18 protein-coding genes and 2 tRNA genes are annotated in these 20,108 nt (G+C 67.6%); 19 read left to right on the top strand and 1 reads right to left on the bottom strand.

Features of this window, described 5'->3' with window-relative positions; genetic code table 11:
* Positions 1-149 precede the first annotated feature (149 nt).
* The gene (gene orn / locus ACE3T8_RS03070) at positions 150-719 is read left to right on the top strand and encodes an oligoribonuclease (protein WP_374606696.1); all 570 of its coding nucleotides are present in this window, start codon (positions 150-152) and stop codon (positions 717-719) included.
* 21 nt (positions 720-740) lie between these two features.
* A complete protein-coding gene (locus ACE3T8_RS03065) occupies positions 741-3,719 on the top strand; it encodes a two-component regulator propeller domain-containing protein (protein WP_374606694.1) in 2,979 nt (992 codons plus the stop codon).
* A gap of 45 nt (positions 3,720-3,764) precedes the next feature.
* On the opposite strand, the gene ppsA is transcribed toward ACE3T8_RS03065, so the two are convergent.
* Positions 3,765-6,131: a phosphoenolpyruvate synthase gene (ppsA, locus tag ACE3T8_RS03060; protein ID WP_374606754.1), complete on the bottom strand. Its 2,367-nt coding sequence runs from the start codon at positions 6,129-6,131 to the stop codon at positions 3,765-3,767.
* Between the two features lie 106 nt (positions 6,132-6,237).
* Here ppsA and ACE3T8_RS03055 point away from each other — a divergent pair, with 106 nt between their 5' ends.
* From ACE3T8_RS03055 to ACE3T8_RS02975, 17 genes are all read left to right on the top strand, one after another.
* Positions 6,238-7,059 (top strand): pyruvate, water dikinase regulatory protein, encoded by an 822-nt coding sequence (locus ACE3T8_RS03055; protein WP_374606692.1) that lies wholly within the window; start codon positions 6,238-6,240, stop codon positions 7,057-7,059.
* An 87-nt stretch (positions 7,060-7,146) separates the two neighbouring features.
* Positions 7,147-7,635: a DUF1249 domain-containing protein gene (locus ACE3T8_RS03050; protein WP_374606690.1), complete on the top strand. Its 489-nt coding sequence runs from the start codon at positions 7,147-7,149 to the stop codon at positions 7,633-7,635.
* 44 nt (positions 7,636-7,679) lie between these two features.
* Positions 7,680-7,755: transfer RNA gene (locus ACE3T8_RS03045), tRNA-Ala, on the top strand.
* A gap of 24 nt (positions 7,756-7,779) precedes the next feature.
* Positions 7,780-7,855, top strand: a tRNA-Glu gene (locus ACE3T8_RS03040).
* A 131-nt stretch (positions 7,856-7,986) separates the two neighbouring features.
* Complete coding sequence (locus ACE3T8_RS03035; RefSeq protein WP_374606688.1) at positions 7,987-8,703, top strand: beta-ketoacyl synthase chain length factor; 717 nt, start codon at positions 7,987-7,989, stop codon at positions 8,701-8,703.
* Complete coding sequence (locus ACE3T8_RS03030) at positions 8,696-9,481, top strand: lysophospholipid acyltransferase family protein (protein WP_374606686.1); 786 nt, start codon at positions 8,696-8,698, stop codon at positions 9,479-9,481. Before ACE3T8_RS03035 ends, ACE3T8_RS03030 begins: the two co-directional genes overlap by 8 nt.
* Before the next feature lie 40 nt (positions 9,482-9,521).
* Positions 9,522-9,737 carry a phosphopantetheine-binding protein gene (locus tag ACE3T8_RS03025; RefSeq protein ID WP_374606752.1) on the top strand — a complete coding sequence of 72 codons (216 nt, stop codon included), beginning with the start codon at positions 9,522-9,524 and terminating at the stop codon, positions 9,735-9,737.
* 18 nt (positions 9,738-9,755) lie between these two features.
* Positions 9,756-10,022 carry an acyl carrier protein gene (locus ACE3T8_RS03020; RefSeq protein ID WP_374352247.1) on the top strand — a complete coding sequence of 89 codons (267 nt, stop codon included), beginning with the start codon at positions 9,756-9,758 and terminating at the stop codon, positions 10,020-10,022.
* 3 nt (positions 10,023-10,025) lie between these two features.
* Positions 10,026-10,559, top strand: coding sequence for a hypothetical protein (locus ACE3T8_RS03015; protein ID WP_374606684.1), 534 nt, complete (start codon positions 10,026-10,028; stop codon positions 10,557-10,559).
* 4 nt (positions 10,560-10,563) lie between these two features.
* Complete coding sequence (locus ACE3T8_RS03010) at positions 10,564-12,222, top strand: AMP-binding protein (RefSeq protein ID WP_374606682.1); 1,659 nt, start codon at positions 10,564-10,566, stop codon at positions 12,220-12,222.
* A complete protein-coding gene (locus ACE3T8_RS03005) occupies positions 12,219-12,977 on the top strand; it encodes a glycosyltransferase family 2 protein (protein ID WP_374606681.1) in 759 nt (252 codons plus the stop codon). Before ACE3T8_RS03010 ends, ACE3T8_RS03005 begins: the two co-directional genes overlap by 4 nt.
* Complete coding sequence (locus ACE3T8_RS03000; RefSeq protein WP_374606680.1) at positions 12,974-13,915, top strand: acyltransferase; 942 nt, start codon at positions 12,974-12,976, stop codon at positions 13,913-13,915. The genes ACE3T8_RS03005 and ACE3T8_RS03000 overlap by 4 nt, the downstream gene beginning before the upstream one ends.
* Entirely contained in the window at positions 13,896-15,452 is a 1,557-nt protein-coding gene (gene hutH / locus ACE3T8_RS02995; RefSeq protein ID WP_374606679.1) for a histidine ammonia-lyase, read from the top strand. The genes ACE3T8_RS03000 and hutH overlap by 20 nt, the downstream gene beginning before the upstream one ends.
* On the top strand, positions 15,442-15,882 hold the full coding sequence (locus tag ACE3T8_RS02990; RefSeq protein WP_374606677.1) for an acyl-CoA thioesterase: 441 nt from the start codon (positions 15,442-15,444) through the stop codon (positions 15,880-15,882). Before hutH ends, ACE3T8_RS02990 begins: the two co-directional genes overlap by 11 nt.
* On the top strand, positions 15,879-16,496 hold the full coding sequence (locus ACE3T8_RS02985; protein ID WP_374606676.1) for an outer membrane lipoprotein carrier protein LolA: 618 nt from the start codon (positions 15,879-15,881) through the stop codon (positions 16,494-16,496). Before ACE3T8_RS02990 ends, ACE3T8_RS02985 begins: the two co-directional genes overlap by 4 nt.
* Positions 16,489-18,870 (top strand): MMPL family transporter, encoded by a 2,382-nt coding sequence (locus tag ACE3T8_RS02980; protein ID WP_374606675.1) that lies wholly within the window; start codon positions 16,489-16,491, stop codon positions 18,868-18,870. Before ACE3T8_RS02985 ends, ACE3T8_RS02980 begins: the two co-directional genes overlap by 8 nt.
* Positions 18,867-20,105, top strand: coding sequence for an NAD(P)/FAD-dependent oxidoreductase (locus ACE3T8_RS02975; RefSeq protein ID WP_374606674.1), 1,239 nt, complete (start codon positions 18,867-18,869; stop codon positions 20,103-20,105). The genes ACE3T8_RS02980 and ACE3T8_RS02975 overlap by 4 nt, the downstream gene beginning before the upstream one ends.
* The last annotated feature ends 3 nt before the right edge of the window (positions 20,106-20,108 follow it).

Genomic DNA, 20,108 nt, shown 5'->3' with positions numbered 1-20,108 from the left:
GAAATGCGCGCGCCCCAAGACGGGGCGCGGTGGAAACAAGCGCCATCCTAAACGGGCGCAGGTGAAAGATTCGCTACCGGCCAGGCCCGGTTCGGCGAAGCGGTGCTGTCCAGCCGGTATCATGCCGGCAAGCAACCAGCCTGGCACCCATGAGCGCGGATTCACCCAACAGCAGACTGATCTGGATCGACCTCGAGATGACCGGCCTCGACACGGATCGCGACGGCATCCTCGAGATCGCCACCGTCGTCACCGACGGCGACCTCAACGTCCTTGCAGACGGCCCGGAATTCGCCATCGCGCATCCGCTGGCCACGCTGGAGGCGATGGACGACTGGAACCGCACCCAGCACGGCAAGTCCGGCCTGTGGCGTCGCGTGCTGGAAGAGGGGGTGGCGCTGGCCGATGCGGAGGCGCGTACCCTGGATTTCCTGCGCGAGTGGGTGCCTGCGGGTGCCTCGCCGATGTGTGGCAACTCGATCTGCCAGGACCGGCGCTTCCTGCATCGGCTAATGCCGACGCTGGAACGCCACTTCCACTACCGCAACCTGGACGTGAGCACGGTCAAGGAGCTTGCCCGGCGCTGGTCGCCGGAGGTGCTGGCCGGCGTGCGCAAGGCCTCGGCGCATACCGCGCTCAGCGACGTGCGCGACTCGATCGAGGAATTGCGGCACTATCGTCGCTACATGGGGGCGCTGTCCGGGTTGCCGGTGGCGTAAAGCGGGGTCGGGATGGGGCGGATGCCGATGGCGTCTGTGCAGGGATGGCGGGGCAAGGCGCTGGCGTGCCTGCTGGTGCTGTCTTGCCTGCTGCCGCTGATCGCGGCTGCGCAGGACAAGCCGCTGTCGGCGTTCTACCGCGAGACCTGGACCACCCGCCAGGGCCTGCCGCACAACCAGGTCAATGCCATCGCGCAATCGCCCGACGGCTACCTGTGGCTGGGCACCTGGGAAGGACTGGTCCGCTACAACGGCCTGGAATTCCATGTCTTCGATCGCGCCAACACCCCGGAACTGAAGGACAACGGCATTCGTTCGGTGCGCGCCGGCGACGATGGCGCGGTGGTCATCGGCACGTCGCGCGGCGGGGTGACGGTCAAGCGCGGCGATCGCTGGCGCACCTGGATGGAAAAGGACGGGCTGGCCCAGGAAGAGGTGATGGATGCCTTGCTGGACCGGCAGGGGCGCCTGTGGGTGGCGACGGAGAGCGCCGGCATCACCCGCATGGATGGCGACGTGCCGATCCAGTTCAATGAACGCAACGGCCTGCCCAGTGACGTGGTCTACGGCCTGCTGCTGGATCGCGATGGCAGCGTCTGGGCCGCGACCGCGAACGGCGTGGCCCATTTCCACGACGACCGCATCCAGGTCTACCGCGCCGACGCCGGGCTTCCCGCGGCACCGATCTTCCGGCTCATCCAGGATGCCACCGGTGCGATCTTCGTGGGTACCGAACGCGGTGTGTATCGTATGCAGGGGCAGCGCTTCGCCATCGCATCGCCGCTGCTCCCGGAAGATGGCGTGCCGAGCATGGCCAAGGACAATGCCGGCAACCTCTGGGTAGGCACCGTCAACAATGGCCTGGTGCGCCTGGGGGCATCCGGCGCGGAGCGCTTCACCAGCGTGCGCGGCCTGCCCAACAACCGCGTCGCCGGGCTGCTGGTGGATCGCGAGGGCAGCATCTGGGCCGGCACCAATGCCGGCCTGCTGCGCCTGAGCGATGCGTCCTTCAGCACCTGGAACGGCGACCAGGGCTTGAGCGACGATTACGTCCGCGCCTTGTTCGAGGCACCGCGCGGCGGCATGTGGATCGGCACCAGCCGTGGCCTCAACCTCTGGCGCGACGGCCGCATCGAGGCCACCTACAGCGCGGCCGAGGGCTTGCCCAGCGATTCGGTGCTCAGCTTGCTGGAATCGCGCGACGGTTCGCTGCTGGTGGGCAGCTATATCGACGGCGTGCTGCGCATGCGCAACGGCAAGGTCGTCGGCCATTACGACAATGCGCGCGGCATGCCGGGCAGCAACCAGGTGCGTGCCCTCGCCGAGGAAGCCGACGGCACGCTCTGGATCGGCACGTCGCGCGGCCTGGCGCGGTTGCGCAATGGCGCGTTCAAGGCCTACGGCCTGGCCGAAGGACTGCCACGCGAATTCATCATCTCGCTGCACATCGCCCGCGACGGCAGCCTGTGGGTGGGGACCGCGAACGGCGCCGCCAACATCGTCGGCGGCAAGGTGCGCACGCTGGACATGCGCCCGGTCAACGGCGCCCAGGACGTGTTCGATTTCCACGAGGACGCGGACGGCACCTTGTGGCTGGCCACCGACCGTGGCTTGCTGCGCTATCGCAACGGCGTATTGCGTGGGCTTGCGCTGAAGGAAGGCCTGCCGGTCGACACCTTGTTCAGCGTGGTCGACGACGAACTGGGCCACTTGTGGATGACCTCGAACCGCGGTGTGCTGCGGATCAAGCGCAGCGATGCCGAAGCCGTGCTCGATGGTCGCCTGGCCCAGTTGCCCTACGACCATTTCGGCGAGGCCGATGGCCTGGTCAGCGCGCAGTGCAATGGCGGTTCGGGGCCGGCGGCGTTGCGCGACAGCCGCGGCAACATCTGGGTGGCGACCTCGCGCGGCGCGGCGGTGACCAATCCGGGGCGACTGAAGGCGTACCGCCACCAGTTGCCGCAGGTGGTCCTCGAACAGGCCTATGCCAACGACCAGCCGGTCGCCGCTGAAAACCGCCTGCTGCGCCTGCCGGCCGGGACGCAGAAACTCGAATTCCGCTACGCGGCGTTGAGCTTCCTGATGCCGCGCTTCCTGCGTTACCGCTATCGCTTGGAAGGGGTGGACGCCGACTGGATCGAACGCGGCAACCAGCGCGTGGCCCAGTACACCAACCTGCGACCGGGCCGCTACCGCTTCCTGGTCGACGTGTCGGCACCCACCCTGGGCCGCGACTGGAGCGGCAGTCCCACCACCATCGACATCGAGATCCAGCCGCAGCCGTGGCAACAGGCCTGGTTCCTGGCCCTGGCGACGGTGCTGCTGGGGCTGCTGCTGTTCGCCATCTATCGTTGGCGGCTGGGCAGCCTGCGCAGGCGCGCCACAGAACTCGAGGACGTCATCGACCAGCGCACCAGCGCCTTGCGCGAACAGACCGATCGGCTGATCGAATCCGATCGCGAGAAGTCGATCCTGCTGGCGCGGCTCAAGGAACAATCCGAGGCCTTCGAGCGGATGGCGCTGGAGGATGCGTTGACCGGCATCGGCAACCGCCGCAGCTTCGACGACCGCCTGGCCAAGGCCTTCGATCGCGCGCTGGACACTCGGCAACCGCTGAGCTTCGCGCTGTTCGACGTGGACGAGTTCAAGCGCATCAACGACCAGTACTCCCATGCCGCCGGCGACCATGCGCTGGTCGCGGTGGCGCATGCCCTGCAGGCGGGTATCGAAGGCCGCGGCAGCATCGCGCGTTGGGGTGGCGAGGAATTCGCCGTGCTGTTCGAAGGCATGCCGCTGGACGAGGCGCGCCAGCTCTGCGAACGATTGCGCGAACGCGTGCAGCGGATCGACTGCAGCGAATTCGCCCCCGGCTGGACGATGACGATCAGTGCCGGCGTCACCGAACGCACCGGCCTGTCGCACCACGAAAAACTGGTCAGCCGCGCGGACGCGTTGCTGTACGAGGCCAAGCGGGCGGGGCGCAACCGCATCTGCGGTTGAAACCGCTGCGCCCGATCATCGGGCGCAGCGTGAGGCGCGGAAGAATCAGCCCTTCGCCTTGGCCAGTTGCAGCCAGGTGTCGACCACGGTATCGGGGTTCAGCGACACCGACTCGATGCCCTGTTCCATCAGCCACAGCGCCAGGTCGGGATGATCGCTCGGACCCTGCCCGCAGATGCCGATGTACTTGCCCTTCTTCTTCGCGGCGGTGATCGCCATCGACAGCATCTTCTTCACGGCCGGGTCGCGTTCGTCGAACAGGCCGGCGACGATCGCCGAGTCCCGATCCAGTCCAAGCGTCAGCTGGGTCATGTCGTTGGAGCCGATGCTGAAGCCGTCGAAGATGTCGAGGAACTCGTCGGCGAGCAGTGCGTTTGACGGCACCTCGCACATCATGATGACCTTCAATCCATTCTCGCCTTGCACCAGGCCGTTCTCGCGCAGCACCTCGAGCACCTTGCGGCCCTCGCCGAGCGTGCGCACGAACGGGATCATCACCCACAGGTTGTCCAGGCCCATGTCCTCGCGCACGCGCTTCACGGCCTGGCATTCCAGCGCGAACGCATCGCGGAAACTCGGGTCGATGTAGCGAGAGGCGCCACGGAACCCGATCATCGGATTCTCTTCGTGCGGCTCATACTTGCTGCCGCCGATCAGGTTGGCGTATTCGTTCGACTTGAAGTCGGACAGGCGCACGATCACCGGGTTCGGCGCCACCGACGCGGTGATGGTGGCGATGCCTTCCGCGAGGCGGTCGACGTAGAACTCGACCGGACCGGCATAGCCGGCGGTGCGTGCGTCGATCTTCGCCTTGGTCGCCGTATCCTGCTTGTCGTAGTCCAGCAGTGCTTTTGGATGCACGCCGATGTGGCTGGCGATGATCATCTCCAGGCGGGCCAGGCCGATGCCGGCGTTCGGCAGCATGCCGAAGTCGAAGGCGCGGTCGGGATTCGCCACGTTCATCATGATCTTCAGCGGCGCCGGCGGCATGTTGCCGAGGTCGGTGGTGGTGCGCTCGAAGGGCAGGGCGCCGGCATAGATGAAGCCGGTGTCGCCCTCGGCGCAGCTGACCGTGATCGGATCGCCGTCCTTCACCGAGTCCAGCGCATTGCCGGTACCGACCACCGCCGGCACGCCCAGCTCGCGCGCGATGATGGCCGCGTGGCAGGTGCGGCCGCCACGGTTGGTGACGATGGCGGCGGAACGCTTCATCACCGGCTCCCAGTCGGGATCGGTCATGTCGGCGACCAGCACGTCGCCGGGCTGCACGCGCTCCATGTCGGCCAGCGAGCGCACCACGCGCGCGGTGCCGCTGCCGATCTTGCTGCCGATCGCGCGACCTTCCCCCAGCACGTCGCCGCGCTGCTGCAGGGTGTAACGCTCGATCTGGGTGGCATGCGCGCGCGATTTCACCGTCTCCGGGCGCGCCTGCAGGATGTAGAGCTTGCCGGTGTTGCCGTCCTTGCCCCACTCGATGTCCATCGGGCGGCCGTAGTGGCGTTCGATCACCAGCGACTGCTTCGCCAGCTCCTGCACGTCGGCATCGGAAATGGAGAATTTCGAGCGCAGATCGGCTGGCGTTTCCTCGGTGCGCACGCGTTCGCCGGGGACATCGGAATACACCATGCGCAACTGCTTGCTGCCCAGCGAACGGCGCAGGATCGCCGGCTTGCCGGCGGTCAGGGTGGGCTTGTAGACGTAGAACTCGTCGGGGTTGACTGCGCCCTGCACGACCATCTCGCCCAAGCCGTAGCTGGCGGTGACGAAGACCACGTCGCGGAAGCCGGACTCGGTGTCGAGGGTGAACAGCACGCCGGACGCGCCGACGTCGGAACGCACCATCAACTGCACGCCTGCGGACAGGAACACGTCCTCGTGGGCGAAGCCGTGATGCACGCGATAGGCGATGGCGCGGTCGTTGTAGAGGCTGGCGAAGACTTCCTTGACCTTGTGCACCACGTCATCGGCGCCGGTCACGTTGAGGAAAGTTTCCTGCTGGCCGGCGAAGCTCGCATCGGGCAGGTCCTCGGCGGTGGCGGACGAACGCACGGCCACCGCGATGTCTTCCGCGCCGGCATCCGCACACAGCCTGGCGTATGCAGTGCGGATGTCGGCATCCAGCTCCGGCTGCAGCGGTGCGTCGATCACCCAGCCGCGGATCTCGGCACCGGCGCGGGTCAGCGCCGGTACGTCCTCGACATCGACCGTGGCGAGCTTGTCGTAAATCCGCGCATGCAGGTTGTTGTGGGCGATGAAGGCCTTGAACGCGTCCGCTGTAGTGGCGAACCCGCCGGGCACGGACACGCCGAGACCCGAGAGTTCGCCGATCATCTCGCCGAGCGAGGAATTCTTGCCGCCCACCTGGGCGAGGTCGGTCAGGCGCAGGTCGTTCAGCCACAGGACGTTGTTGATCGAAGCGGGGGCGCTCAAGACAGGCTCCAGTGCGGGGGAGGGCGGCGCGACCGCGCCGAAGCCGTTATTTTACAGTCCTCGTCCCGCACGCTGGCCACGAATTCCGATGGATATTGCCCGCCCCGTCTTCTACGTCTCCGATGGCACCGGTATCACCGCCGAAACCATCGGCCACAGCATGCTGACCCAATTCAGCGGGATCCGCTTCCAGACGGACCGCTTGCCCTTCGTCGACACGCCCGACAAGGCGCGCGAGGCGGCATCGCGCATCCGCATCGCAGGCGAGGCCAACGGCCTGCGGCCGATCGTGGTCAATTCCTGCGTCGATGCCGGGCTGTCGGCGTTGCTGGCGGAAAGCGGGGCGCTGATGCTGGACGTGTTCGCGCCCTTCATCGAACCGCTGGAGCGCGAGCTCGGCCAGTCGCGGCAGGCGCGGGTGGGGCAGGCGCACGGCATGGTCGACTTCGAGGCCTACCACCGCCGCATCAACGCGATGAACTACGCGCTCACCCATGACGATGGCGCGCGCCTGGATTACGACGAGGCCGACCTGATCCTGGTCGGGGTGTCGCGCGCGGGGAAGACGCCCACCTGCGTGTACCTGGCCCTGCACCACGGCGTGCGCGCGGCCAACTACCCGCTGACGCCGGACGACCTGGAAGACGAGCGGTTGCCGGCCAAGCTGCGGCAATACCGCCGCAAGTTGTTCGGGTTGACCATCGACCCGCTGCGATTGCACCAGATCCGCCAGGAACGCCGGGCGAATTCGCGTTACGCGCAACTGGACACCTGCAAGCGCGAAGTCGCGCAGGCGGAGGCGATGCTGCGGCGGGAGGGCATCGAGATGCTGAGCACCACCCATGCCTCGATCGAGGAGATTTCGAGCCGGGTCCTGGAACATCTCGGCATCAATCGCGAGATGTATTGAGGCGGCGCACGCAGACCCTGACGTTAGGCGTCCACGCGGTAAGCGTCAATGCTGCCGCGGCGCGATCCACGCGTGTAGGATCGGGCCATGAGTCGAGTGCTTTCCCGCCGCGTCGAACTGCCCAAGATGAGCCGCTTCGGCTGGTTGATGGGGCTGTACAGCGAGAACCATGCACGCCTGCAGCGTTTGTTCGAACCGGCGCAACTGGGTTGCGGCATGTACGTGTCGTCGATCGGCGATGGGCTCGACGTGCGCCTCGAGGTCATCGAGCAGCACGCCTACACCACCGAGTTGCGGATGAGCTACGGCCTGCTCGATCCGCAGACCGGCCTGTCGGATCCTTCGGCCAGCCTGCGCCTGTACAGCGATGCGCGCCAGGTCGAGGCCACGCATTGCTACGCGGGCCGTCGCTGGCAGGACGTGATCGGCATGTATCCGCCACCCGAACGCATCCTGGACCATCGCCTGCGCATGAACACGTTCCTCGGCAAGTGGGTGCAATACCTCGCTGAGCAGGGACATGGCGTGGCGACGTTGCGACCGATGTCGCAGGACGAAATCGAAACAGGCGCTTGACGCTTCGGGAAACGTCCTCCAAAATGTTCGTCTTGCCAGCACGTGGGGCCATAGCTCAGCTGGGAGAGCGCCTGCATGGCATGCAGGAGGTCGGCGGTTCGATCCCGCCTGGCTCCACCACGTTCAAGCTCGTTTTGCGGTTTTGTCCCCATCGTCTAGAGGCCTAGGACATTACCCTTTCACGGTAGCGACCGGGGTTCGAATCCCCGTGGGGACGCCACCCAAACCCGCGAAATCGAGATGCAAGCAAAAGCCCGGCTCACGCCGGGCTTTTTCTTTGCGCCATCAGCGCGGAAAATGCGCGATGTGCGCCCTGTGACCGGCTGCACGCAATCGGAGCACGCCCCCGACATGGACGCCACCTTCAGTGTCGAAGCCTGGTCGGCCTACGCCGCCGGGCTGGACGACCAAGCCGCATGGTGCGAATGGGCGCGTGCGCCGTGGCTGCCATCTGGCGACGCGATGCCGGCGCTGGCGGAAATGGCGCCGATGCAGCGGCGTCGCGTCGAGCGCCTCGGTCGCGCCGCGTTGCAGGTGGCCTGGCATTGCCAGCAGGATGACGAAGGCGACCTGCCGTTGGTGTTCGCGAGCCGGCATGGCGACCTGGATCGCACGCACCGGATGCTGGCAGAACTCGCGCGCGACGAGCCGTTGTCGCCGACCCAGTTCGGCCTGTCCACGCACAACGCGATCGCCGCGCAATACAGCATCGGACGCATGCTCCATGGCAATTACCTGGCGGTGTCCGCGATCCGCGCCACGCCGGAAGCGGCGGTCATCGAGGCGCTCGGCCTGCTGGCCGACGGTGCGCCGGCAGTCCTGGTGGTCGTGTACGACGATGCGGTGCCTGTCGACTACGACGCATTCGTCGACGAGCCCGACACCTTGCATGCCTGGGCGTGGCGGATCGTCGCGCCTCGCCAAGGACTGCCGCGCTTGTCGCTCCGCGCGGGCGAGCCGGCAGCTTCCGGCGCGTTGCCGCATTCACTGGAAGTACTGCGCTTCTTCCTGGCGGGCGATGCGTCCTTGCCGGGCTTGGATGGCGGCGGTTGGACACGGCATGCGTGATGCGCTCGACCGCGGCTGGCGAACGTTCGGCACCGGGCTGTCGTTCATCGCATTCGGCGCCGGCGGTCTCCTGCTGCGTGTGCTCGTGTTCCCCGTGGTCGCATTGTTCAGCCGCGATCGCGAGACCCTGGAGCGGCGCGCGCGCGCGTTGATCCGCGCCAGCTTCGCCGGGCACATCCGGGTGATGCACCGCTTGGGCGTGATGACCTGGGAGATCCGCGGATTGGAGCGCCTGCAACGGCGCGGACTGCTGGTACTGGCCAACCATCCCACCCTGGTCGACGTGGTCCTGCTGGTGTCGCGCCTGCCGGATGCCGACTGCGTGGTGAAATCGCGCCTGGCCAACAATCCGTTCACCCGCGGGCCGGTGCGTGCGACCGGCTACATCTGCAACGACAACGGCGCCGGATTGATCGACGACTGCATCGCCTCGGTGCGTTCAGGTCGCAACCTGCTGATCTTCCCGGAGGGCACCCGCACGCCTGCCGGCGAGTGGTTGGGGCCACTGCAACGCGGTGCCGCGAATATCGCGGTGCGCGGCCACCTGGACGTCACGCCGGTGGTGGTCCGGTGCGAGCCGCGGACGCTGGGAAAGGGGGAGAAATGGTATCTTGTGCCGGCCCGGCGCTTCCATCTGAGCGTGGACGTCCTGCCAGACCTGCCGGTCGCACCGTTCCTCGAGGATGGCATCACCGAGCCATTGGCCGCACGCCGCCTGACCGCTGCGCTCGGGGACATCTTCAGGGGAGAACTGCTGCGTGCAGGTGCTGGACAATAATTCGCTCGAGCAGGACATCAAGGCACTGATCGTCACCACGATGTCGCTCGAGGACGTGGCCGCCGACGACATCGACACCGAAGCGCCGCTCTTCAACGAAGGCCTGGGGCTGGATTCGATCGACGCGCTCGAGCTGGGGCTTGCCCTGCAGAAGCGCTATGGCGTGACCCTGGCCGCCGATTCCGAGGAAACCCGCCGGCATTTCGCCAGCGTGCGCAGCCTGGCCGCGTTCGTCGCGACCGCGCGCACGCAGTAGGCGGCAACGGACAGCACCATGGACAAGGACGAGATCTTCCAGCGCATCGCCGGTATCCTGCACGACACCTTCGGGATCGAGCGGGCCAGCATCACCCCGCAGGCCATGCTGGCCGGCGACCTGGACATCGACAGCATCGACGCGGTCGACCTGATCGTGCAGCTCAAGCCGATGCTCGGCGGCAACCTGCGCCCCGAAGCCTTCAAGGCCGTGCGCAGCGTGCAGGACGTGGTCGACACCGTGCACACGATGCTGCACGCGGGCAACGTCGCCACGGGCAAGTAACGCGTGCGTGCAGCGACGGCCCTGGCGTGGCTGGCGACCCTGCTGTATCCGCTGGCGATCTGGCTGGGCCTGGCGCGGTTCGAGCCGCGCTGGCTGGGCTGCGTCTTGTTGGCGGTCGCGTTGTTGCGTGCCGCGGTGTCGCGCGAGCCGGTCTGGCTCATTGCAGCAGCAGGTGCGTTTGTGCTGGTCATCGCGACGTTCGTCTTCAATGACGGGTTGCCGCTCAAGCTTTACCCGGTGCTGGTCAACACGGCCTTGCTTTGCATGTTCGCCATCAGCCTGTGGAAGCCGCCCACCGTCATCGAACGCTTGGCCCGCTTGCGCCATCCCGACCTGCCGCCGGACGGCGTGCGCTGGGTGGCCAACGTGACGAAGGCGTGGTGCCTGTTCTTCGTGGCCAACGGCGGCATCGCGCTGTGGACGGCGCTGGCGGCCTCCGATGCCACGTGGGCGTTGTACAACGGCGCCATCGCCTACGTCCTGATCGGCGCGATGCTCGGCGGCGAATGGCTGCTGCGGCCGCGCCATGCCGGCTGACCGGATGCGCATTCCCTTGCCGGGACTCTGTAATGTCGATGCCGCTGCACCGGTGTCGCCAGGCATCGACCGCGCACACTGGCGCAGGCGGGTAGGCGCTTGGCGGGATGCACTCGGCCCGCATGCAGGCAAGGACATCGCATTGGCCTGCGATGACGCCCTCGAGTTTTCCGCCGCGTTGTTCGGCGCCTGGCAGGCCGGGGTCACGCCGTGGCTGCCGGGCGATACGTTGCCGGCGACGCTGGAGACGTTGCGGGCGCACGGACTGCTCTTCGCTGCCGACTTGCCCGGTGGCATCCGTGCAAGCGAGTCAGGCACGTCCAGTGACGCCCGCATGCACATGCTGGATGCGGACGCTTGCGCCCTGGTGTTGTTCACCTCGGGCTCCACCGGCGAGCCTGCGGCGATCCGCAAGTCCTTGCGCCAGCTCGATGCGGAGGTCGATGCCCTCGAATCCGTGTTCGGACCGATGATCGATGCCGATGCGGTGGTCCACGGCACGGTCTCGCACCAGCACATCTACGGCCTGCTGTTCCGGATCCTGTGGCCGCTGTCGTCGGGCCACTCATTCGCGCCGGCACGCATCGCCTACAACGAACAATTGACCACGCTGGGTCCCGGGCCGGTCGTGCTGATCGCCAGTCCCGCGCATCTCAAGCGCCTGTCGGACACACAGGACTGGCGGATGTTGGCATCCGCGCTGCGTGTCGTGTTCTCGTCCGGCGGACCATTGCCGGTGGATGCAGCGCTGGCGGTGCAGCGGTTGTGGGGACAGGCCGCGATCGAAGTGTTCGGCAGCACCGAAACCGGCGGCATCGCCTGGCGGCGCGGCGACGGCAGCCGCGCACCGTGGCAGCCGTTGCCGGGCGTGGAGTGGCGCGTGCAGGACGGCTTGCTCGACGTGCGATCCCCGCACTTGCCTTCGACCGAATGGTGGTCGACCAGCGACCGCGCGCACGAGGCCGGCGATGGTCGCTTCGAGTTGCTCGGTCGCGCCGATCGCATCGTCAAGCTGGAAGAACGTCGCATCTCGCTGGACGCGATCCAGGCGCGCCTGCAGGACAGCGAGTTGCTGGACGACGTGCGCGTGCTCGCCTTGCCCGGCCATCGCATCCTGCTCGCGGTTGCCGCAGTGGCGAGTGCGCACGGACGGGCGTTGCTTGATGCCGACGGTCGCCCCGCGCTGGTCGAACGCCTGCGCGCATGGCTGGCCGGCTACTGCGATCCCATCGCGCTGCCGCGGCGCTGGCGGTTCCTGGAATCGATGCCGGTGGACACCCGCGGCAAGACTCGACAGCGCGACCTTGCGGCGCTGTTCCGGCCATTGATGCCGACGCCCGACTGGCAGTTCCGCGATCACCAAAAAGCAACGGCGACGCTGCTCGCGACTGCGGAACTCGCCGCCTTCGAAGGCCATTTCCCGCAAGTATCCGTGCTCCCCGGCGTGGTGCTGGTCGATTGGGCGGTGCGTCTCGGCCGTGAGGCGTTCGGCGCGGCAGGCGACATGCAGTGCATGGAAGCCTTGAAGTTCCAGCAACTGGTGCGTCCCGCCACGCTGCTGACGGCCGAGCTGGACTGGCACCCGGGGCACCTCGGCTTCCGCTTCACCTCCGTGCGCGGCGTGCATGCCAGTGGTCGCCTGCGCTTCGGGGATGCGCCATGACGCAGGCCTTGCAGCCGTGGATCGTGGTACCGGTGTACGAGCATGAACATGCCATTGGCCACACCGTCGACCAGTTGCTGCCGCATGGCGTGCCGATCCTGTTGGTCGATGACGGATCCGGTGCCTCCTGCGCTGCAGTATTGCGCGAACTCGCCGACCGCCATGCCGGGCGGGTGTCGTTGCTGCGACTCGACCGCAATGGCGGCAAGGGCGCGGCGGTGATGGCAGGCATGCGCCAGGCGGCGACGCTGGTTGCGAGCCACGTCCTGCAGATCGATGCCGATGGCCAGCACGACACCACCGACGTGCCGCGCTTCCTCGCCGAATCCGCTGCGCATCCCGATGCCGTGATCAATGGCCGGCCGATCTACGACGAGAGCGTGCCCTTGGGTCGCCTGGTCGGGCGCTACGCCACCCATGTCTGGGTCTGGATCAACACCTTGTCGCTGGACATCGCCGATTCGATGTGCGGCTTCCGCGTCTATCCGCTGGTGGCCACGCTCGCCTTGCTGGAGCGCGAACCGGTCGGTACGCGCATGGACTTCGACATCGAGATCATCGTCCGCCTGCACTGGGCCGGGGTGCCGATCCGCACCGTGCCGACGCGGGTGACCTATCCGATGGATGGCGTCTCGCATTTCCGCCTGTGGCGCGACAACGCGCGGATCTCGGCGATGCACACGCGGCTGTTTTTCGGGATGCTGCATCGGCTGCCGCGCTTGCTGGCGCGCCGCATGCGAGGGGCAGGTCGATGAGCCGCGGGCATTGGGCGGATCTCGGCGAGACCACCTTCGTCGGCGGTACCTGGTTCCTCTACGCGGTGTATCGCCTGCTGGGGCGGTTGCCGTTCCGGCTCTGCCTGTATCCCGTGGTGCTCTTCTGGGGGCTCGGCAGCGGCCCCGCGCGCCGCGCATCGCTGGATTACCTGCGCCGCCTGCATGCCGCGGAAGGCGTGTTCCCGCGTCGCCCCGGCATGCGCGAAAGTCTTCGCCACTTCTTCCTGTTCGGCGAAACGCTGCTCGACAAGATGCTGGCGATCGGCGGCCGCTACCCGCGCGAACGGATCCGTTTCAGTGGCCAGCAAGCGATGCTGGATGCCGCGCAGGCGGGGCAGGGCGGGATCATCGCCACCGCACACATGGGCTGCCTGGAGCTCATGCAGATGGCGGCGCGCTGGCGCGAAGGCCTGCGCGTGACCATCCTGGTGCATACCGCGCATGCGCAGCAGTTCAATCGCATCCTGGCGCGGCTGAATCCGCAAGCCACCGTGCGCCTGCTGCAGGTCACCGATTTTTCCCCGGCGATGGCGATGGCGCTCGCCGATCGCGTGGCCGCCGGCGAATTCATCGCGATCGCCGCGGACCGCGTGCCGGTGCAGGGCGAACGCACCTGCCGCGCGCCGTTCCTCGGTGCGGAGGCCGATTTCCCCGCAGGCCCGTGGCTCATCGCGTCGCTGCTGCGCTGCCCGGTGTGGGGCCTGTCCTGCCTGCACGATGGCGACGGCTATGCATCGCGCATCGAACTCCTGGCGGAACAGGTCACGTTGCCGCGAGCGGATCGCCAGGCGGGCCTGAACGACTGCGCCGCCCGATTTTCAGGTTGGCTGACCGGCTGCCTGCGACAATCGCCGTACGACTGGTTCAACTTCTACGATTTCTGGATGCCGCACGCTGATGCCCGCCACCCACGCTGACTCCGTTTCCATCGTCGTCGATGGCCGCCATCCGTTGACGATCGAGGATGTCGTCGCCGTTGCCCGCGGAGAGGCCAATGCGCGGCTGTCCGATGCCGACGACTTCCTCGCCCGCATCGGCCGCGGTGCCGACCTGGTCGACCGGCTGATCGCAGAGGACGGCGTGGTCTATGGCGTCAGCACCGGCTATGGCGACTCCTGCACCGTGGCGATCCCGCCGGCGCTGGTGCATGAACTTCCGCATCATTTGTACGCCTATCACGGCGTCGGCCTGGGCCGTTTCCTCGACGCCGACGAAACCCGCGCGGTGTTGCTGGCGCGCCTCGTTTCGCTGGCGCAGGGCTCATCCGGCGTCAGCGTGGCGCTGCTGCGGCAACTGCAGGCGCTGCTGCAACACGACATCCTGCCGCGCATTCCGGCCGAAGGGTCCGTTGGTGCCAGCGGCGACCTCACCCCGCTGTCGTATGTCGCGGCCGTGCTCTGCGGCGAGCGCGAGGTGCTGCACGAGGGCGCGGTCAAGCCGGCCGGTGAGGCGCTCGCGGCGCATGGCTTGCAGCCGCTGCGGCTGCGCCCGAAGGAAGGCCTGGCGATCATGAACGGCACCGCGGTGATGACCGCGCTGGCCTGCCTGGCATGGCAGCGCGCCGATTACCTCGGCCGTCTGGCGACGCGGATCACCGCGTTCAACGTGGTGGCCAGCGCTGGCAATGCGCATCATTTCGATGAAGCCCTGTTCGCGGTGAAGCCGCATCCGGGCCAGCAACGCGTGGCCGCGCGCCTGCGCGCCGACCTCGCCACGGCGCGCCCGTCGCGCAACGAACAGCGCCTGCAGGACCGTTACTCGCTGCGTTGCGCGCCGCACGTGATCGGCGTGCTGGAAGACGCGCTGCCGTGGCTGCGCACCAACATCGAGAACGAGCTCAACAGCGCCAACGACAATCCGATCATCGACGGCGAAGCCGGCATGGTCCTGCACGGCGGCCACTTCTACGGCGGGCACATCGCGTTCGCGATGGATTCGCTGAAGAACCTGGTGGCGAACCTCGCTGACCTGCTGGATCGGCAGATGGCGTTGCTGGTGGACGCGCGCTACAACCACGGCCTGCCCGCCAACCTGTCGGCGGCGCGCGGCGAGCGCGCGGCGCTGAACCACGGCTTGAAGGCGCTGCAGATCAGCGCCTCGGCATGGACCGCGGAAGCGCTCAAGTTGACGATGCCGGCTTCGGTGTTCTCGCGCAGCACGGAATGCCACAACCAGGACAAGGTCAGCATGGGCACCATCGCCGCGCGCGACTGCCTGCGCGTTATCGAACTGACCGAACAGGTCGTGGCCGCGTTGCTGGTCACCGCACGCCAGGGCATGGCCTTGCGTCGTGCGCACGAGGGCAGCGCCAAGCTGTCCGACGATGCCGAAGCGATGTTCCTCGACCTCGAGGCACGCATCCCGCTGGTGGAGGAAGACCGCGCGCTCGACCGTGACCTGCATGGCCTGCTGGCCGCGATCCGCGGCGAGGCCTGGAGGCTCTATGCCGGTTGAGCACGCGCTCGAGCCCACGGTTTCGCGCGTCGCCGAGATCGAAGTCAGCCCGGCCTTCCACGACCTCGATCCGATGGACGTGGTCTGGCACGGCAATACGCTCAAGTACCTGGAACTGGCGCGTTGTGCGCTTTTGCAGAGCTTTGACTACGACTACCCGCAGATGCGCGAATCCGGCTACGTTTGGCCGATCGTCGACCTGCGCTGCAAGTACGTGCGCTCGGCGCGTTACGGCCAGCGCCTGCGCGTCCGTGCCGAACTCACCGAATGGGAGATGCGCATGCGCATCGATTACGTGATCCGCGACGCCGAGACCGACGAGGTCGTCACCCGCGCCCACACCCTGCAGGTTGCGGTGGAGATCGCCAGCGGCGAGATGTCCTACGCCACGCCCGAGATGTTCCGGCGTCGCCTGGGGTTGATCGCATGAACATGCTGCGTGCCTGCCTGGTATCGATCGTGATGCTGTTCGCGATGGCATCGCCCGTGCGTGCCGCCGATGGCGACGGCGTGCGTGCGCGGCTGGCGAAACCGGCCGTGTTGCGTGGCCAGTTCGAGCAGGAGAAGCAGTTGCAGGGGTTCCGCAATCCGCTGACATCCAGCGGCGATTTCCTGTTGCTGCGCGATCTCGGGATCGCCTGGAACACGCGCAAGCCGTTCGCGTCCTCGACCCGGCTGACCCGCAAGCGCCTGCTGGCGACCATGCCGGATGGCAGCACGCAGGTGCTGGTCGACGCCGGAGCATCGCCCGGCATGGCCGCGGTCAACGCGTTGCTGATGGCGCTTGTCGCCGGCGACCTGGACGCGCTGGCCACTCGCTTCACCCTCAAGGAAACCCTGCGACCCGATGGCGGCTGGTCGCTGACCCTGCAACCGCGCGATGCTGCGCTGAAGCAGGCGTTCACCCGCATCGTGCTGGACGGCGACCGCTACGTGCGCGGCGTGGAGATCGTCGAGCCTGCCGGCGACCGCACACGCATCGTGTTCAGCGGCTTGCGCGAAGCCCCGCCCGCGACCCGGCAAGAGGCGGCGCAGCTTGATTGATCGGCCTGCCACGGCAGGCGCAACGGGCGGCCGCGCATGGCGCTGGCTGGCCTGGGCGTGGCTGGTTGCGGTGCTGGCGCTGGGCGTGCAGCAGATCGTGTTCTGGCGTGCACCGGCGATCGACACGGACATCATGGCGCTGCTGCCCGGTGCCACCGAAGACGCGCGTTTGGCTGCCGCCAACCAGCGCCTGTCGGAAGCGGTGACAGGCGATGTCGTGGTCCTGCTCTCGGCGCGCGAGTGGGCATCCACGCGCGATGCGGCCCATGCCTTCGCGAAGACCATCGGCGCCGGCAAGGGCTTGCGACCGGCAGGCGACAACAACGCCGATTCGATGTCCACGGCCATCGCGGCGTTTGCGCCGCATCGGCAGGGCTTGCTGACGCCCGCGCAGCGCGATTGGTTGCGTTCGGCCAGGCCGGATGCCATCGCCGATATGGCGTTGGCGCGCCTGTACTCGCCGGTCAGCGGCGGGATCGGACGCTGGCAGGACGATCCGCTCGGATTTTGGCCGGCCTGGTGGCAGGCACGCGCAGGGCAGGGCATGCAGTTGCGCGACGGGCTGGTCGCCGTCCGCGACGATGACGGCGGCGACTGGGCCCTGTTGCGTTTCAAGAGCGCGCAACCCGCGTTCCGGCTGGACGGCGATGCGCCACTGCAGACCATGCTGGACGCTGCCACCGGCGATGCGCGCAAGGCGGCAGGCGGAACGCTCGAGGTGCTGCGTGGCGGCGTGCCCTTGCATGCGGAGGCCGCGGCATCGCGCGCCGCATTCGAGGTGAACACGATTGGCCTGGGCTCGTTGCTGGCGGTGTTGCTGCTCGTGTGGCTGGCCTTCCGCAGCCTGCGGCCGATCGCGCTGGTGGGCGCCTCGCTGCTGGTCGGCCTGGCCGCGGCGATTGCGGTGACCAGCTGGATCTTCGGCCAGGTACACCTGATCACGCTGGTGTTCGGCGCAAGCCTGGCCGGCGTGGCCGAGGACTACGGCATCCATTATTTCGCCTGCCGGCAGGGCCACCCCGAGGTGCCGCCGCGTTCGATGATGCGCAGCCTGCTGCCCGCATTGTCGCTGGCACTTTTGACCAGCGTGCTGGCTTACATGGCGCTCGGCATCGCGCCATTCCCCGGCCTGCGGCAGATGGCGGTGTTCGCGACGACGGCATTGACCGCGACCTTCATCACCGCGGTGTTGTGGTTCCCGTGGCTGGATGCCGGCACACCAAGGCACAGCCGCTTCGCCGCGGTCATCGCCAGCAGCCTGGCGCGCTGGCCGCGCTTGCGGCCGAACCTGGTCGGCGGTGTGCTGGCGTTGGCGGCGGTGTGCTTCATCGGCGGCGGCCTGCAACGCCTGCGCACCAGCGATGACTTGCGCGGACTGCAAACCTCGCCTGCGGCGTTGCTGCAGGACGAAATCGCCATCGGAAAATTGCTGGGCCTGCCCAGCCCGGCGCAATATTTCCTGGTCGAGGGCGACGACGCGCAGGCGGTGCTGCGCAACGAAGAACGCCTCACCGATGCGTTGCGCAGGAAAGTCGATGCCGGCCACCTGCAAGGCTGGCGCGCAGTCTCGGATACGTTGCCGTCGCTGCAACGGCAACAGGCGGATCGTGATCTGGTCATTCCGGCGGAGATGCTCGCGCGTACGCGCGTGGCGACAATGCTCGGTGAGCCTGCACCTGCGATGACGGCATCGCCCCGTGCCTCGTTGCAGGTCGAGGACGGCCTGCGCCAACCGCTCGCCGCGCCACTGCGCCCCTTGTGGCTGGGCGCCGTCGATGGACGCCATGCCAGCATCGTGATGCTGCAGGGACTCACGCCCGCGCATCTCGCCGCGGTCGCTGCGGGCGCGAACGGGATCGAAGGCGTGCGCTGGATCGATCGCACCGCCACCTTCTCCAGCTTGCTGCATCACTACCGCCTGCAGATGGGCTGGCTGTTGCTGGCCGGCTATGTCGCCGTGGGCCTGGCCCTGCTGGCGCGATTCCGTCGCAATGCCTGGCGTGCGTGGGTGCCGACCGTGCTGGCGGCGCTGCTCAGCCTTGCCGCGCTGGGCTGGCTGGGCGTACCGCTGCAATTGTTCGGTGTGCTCGCGCAATTGCTGTTACTGGGCCTGGGCGTGGACTACGGCATCTTCCTGCTCGAACACGAAGGCGATGGCGCCAGCTGGCTCGCGGTCTGCCTCGGTGCGGCCAGCACGTTGCTTGCCTTCGGCCTGTTGTCCTTGTCGGCCACGCCGGCCTTGCACGGTTTCGGGCTGACCCTGTTGTTCGGCATCGGCCTGGTCTGGCTGCTGTCGCCCTGCTTCCGCCCGCACGCCTGTCCGAACGCATCCGCCGCCGCGCTTGCGAAGGCACCCATCATCGAGACGCCATGAGTCCACGCATCGAAACCACCGACATCCTCATCATCGGCGCCGGCCCGGCCGGCAGCGTCGCCGCAGCGCTGTTGCGCCAGCAGGGCCGGGAGGTGCTGGTGCTGGAGAAGGAGCAGTTCCCGCGCTTCTCGATCGGAGAGAGCCTGCTGCCGCAGAGCATGGCCTACATCGAGAAGGCCGGCATGTTGCGCGCGGTGGTGGAGGCCGGCTTCCAGTACAAGAACGGCGCGGCGTTCGCGCACGGCGACAGGCGCACCCAGTTCGATTTCCGCGACAAGTCCTCGCCGGGCTGGGGCACGACCTACCAGGTGCAACGCGCCGACTTCGACAAGGTGCTGGCCGATGAAGCCGCGCGCATGGGCGCGAGCGTGCGTTACCGGCATGAAGTGCTGGCGGTTGATGTCGAAGGCGAGCGTCCGCGCGTGGACGTGCGCGCGCCGGATGGCGAGGAGTACGTCGTCGAAGCTGGCTTCCTGCTCGACGCCAGCGGATTCGCCCGGATCCTGCCGCGCCTGCTGAAACTGGAGAAGCCGTCGGGCTTCCCGGTGCGCGGCGCGATCTTCACCCATGTGCGCGACAACATCCCGCCGGGGAGCGACGCCTTCGATCGCAACAAGATCCTGATCACCGTGCATCCGCAGCACCAGGATGTCTGGTACTGGACGATTCCGTTCTCGAACGGCCGTTGTTCGCTCGGCGTGGTCGCGGAGCAAGCGTTCCTTGCGCAATACGAAGGCAGCGAAAGCGAACGCCTGCGCGCGATCGTCGGCGAGGATCCCGGCCTGTCCGCCGTGCTGGCCGATGCGGACTGGGACACGCCGGCACGGCAGATCGTGGGGTACTCGGCGAATGTCGAGTCGCTGTGGGGAAGGAACTACGCACTGCTGGGCAATGCCGGCGAATTCCTGGATCCCGTGTTCTCGTCCGGCGTCACCATCGCGTTCACCTCGGCCAGCCTCGCCGCCGATTGCCTGGCGCGGCAGGCGGCGGGTGGAACGGTCGACTGGGAAGCCGAGTACGGCAAGCCGCTGCGCGGCGGCGTGGATGCGTTCCGGCGCTTCGTGGACGCGTGGTATGCCGGCGGTTTCCAGAAGATCATCTTCCACCCGAACCAGAACCCGGACATCCGCCGGATGATCTGTTCGATCCTGGCGGGCTATGCATGGGATCGCGGCAATCCCTACGTCGCCGAAGCGCGCCGGCTGCGGGTGCTGGAGGAATTGTGCAGCGGCTGATCG

Origin of the sequence: Thermomonas sp. (assembly GCF_041919455.1) — a bacterium.
GTDB lineage: Bacteria > Pseudomonadota > Gammaproteobacteria > Xanthomonadales > Xanthomonadaceae > Thermomonas.
This window is presented reverse-complemented; position numbering and strand designations above follow the sequence as displayed.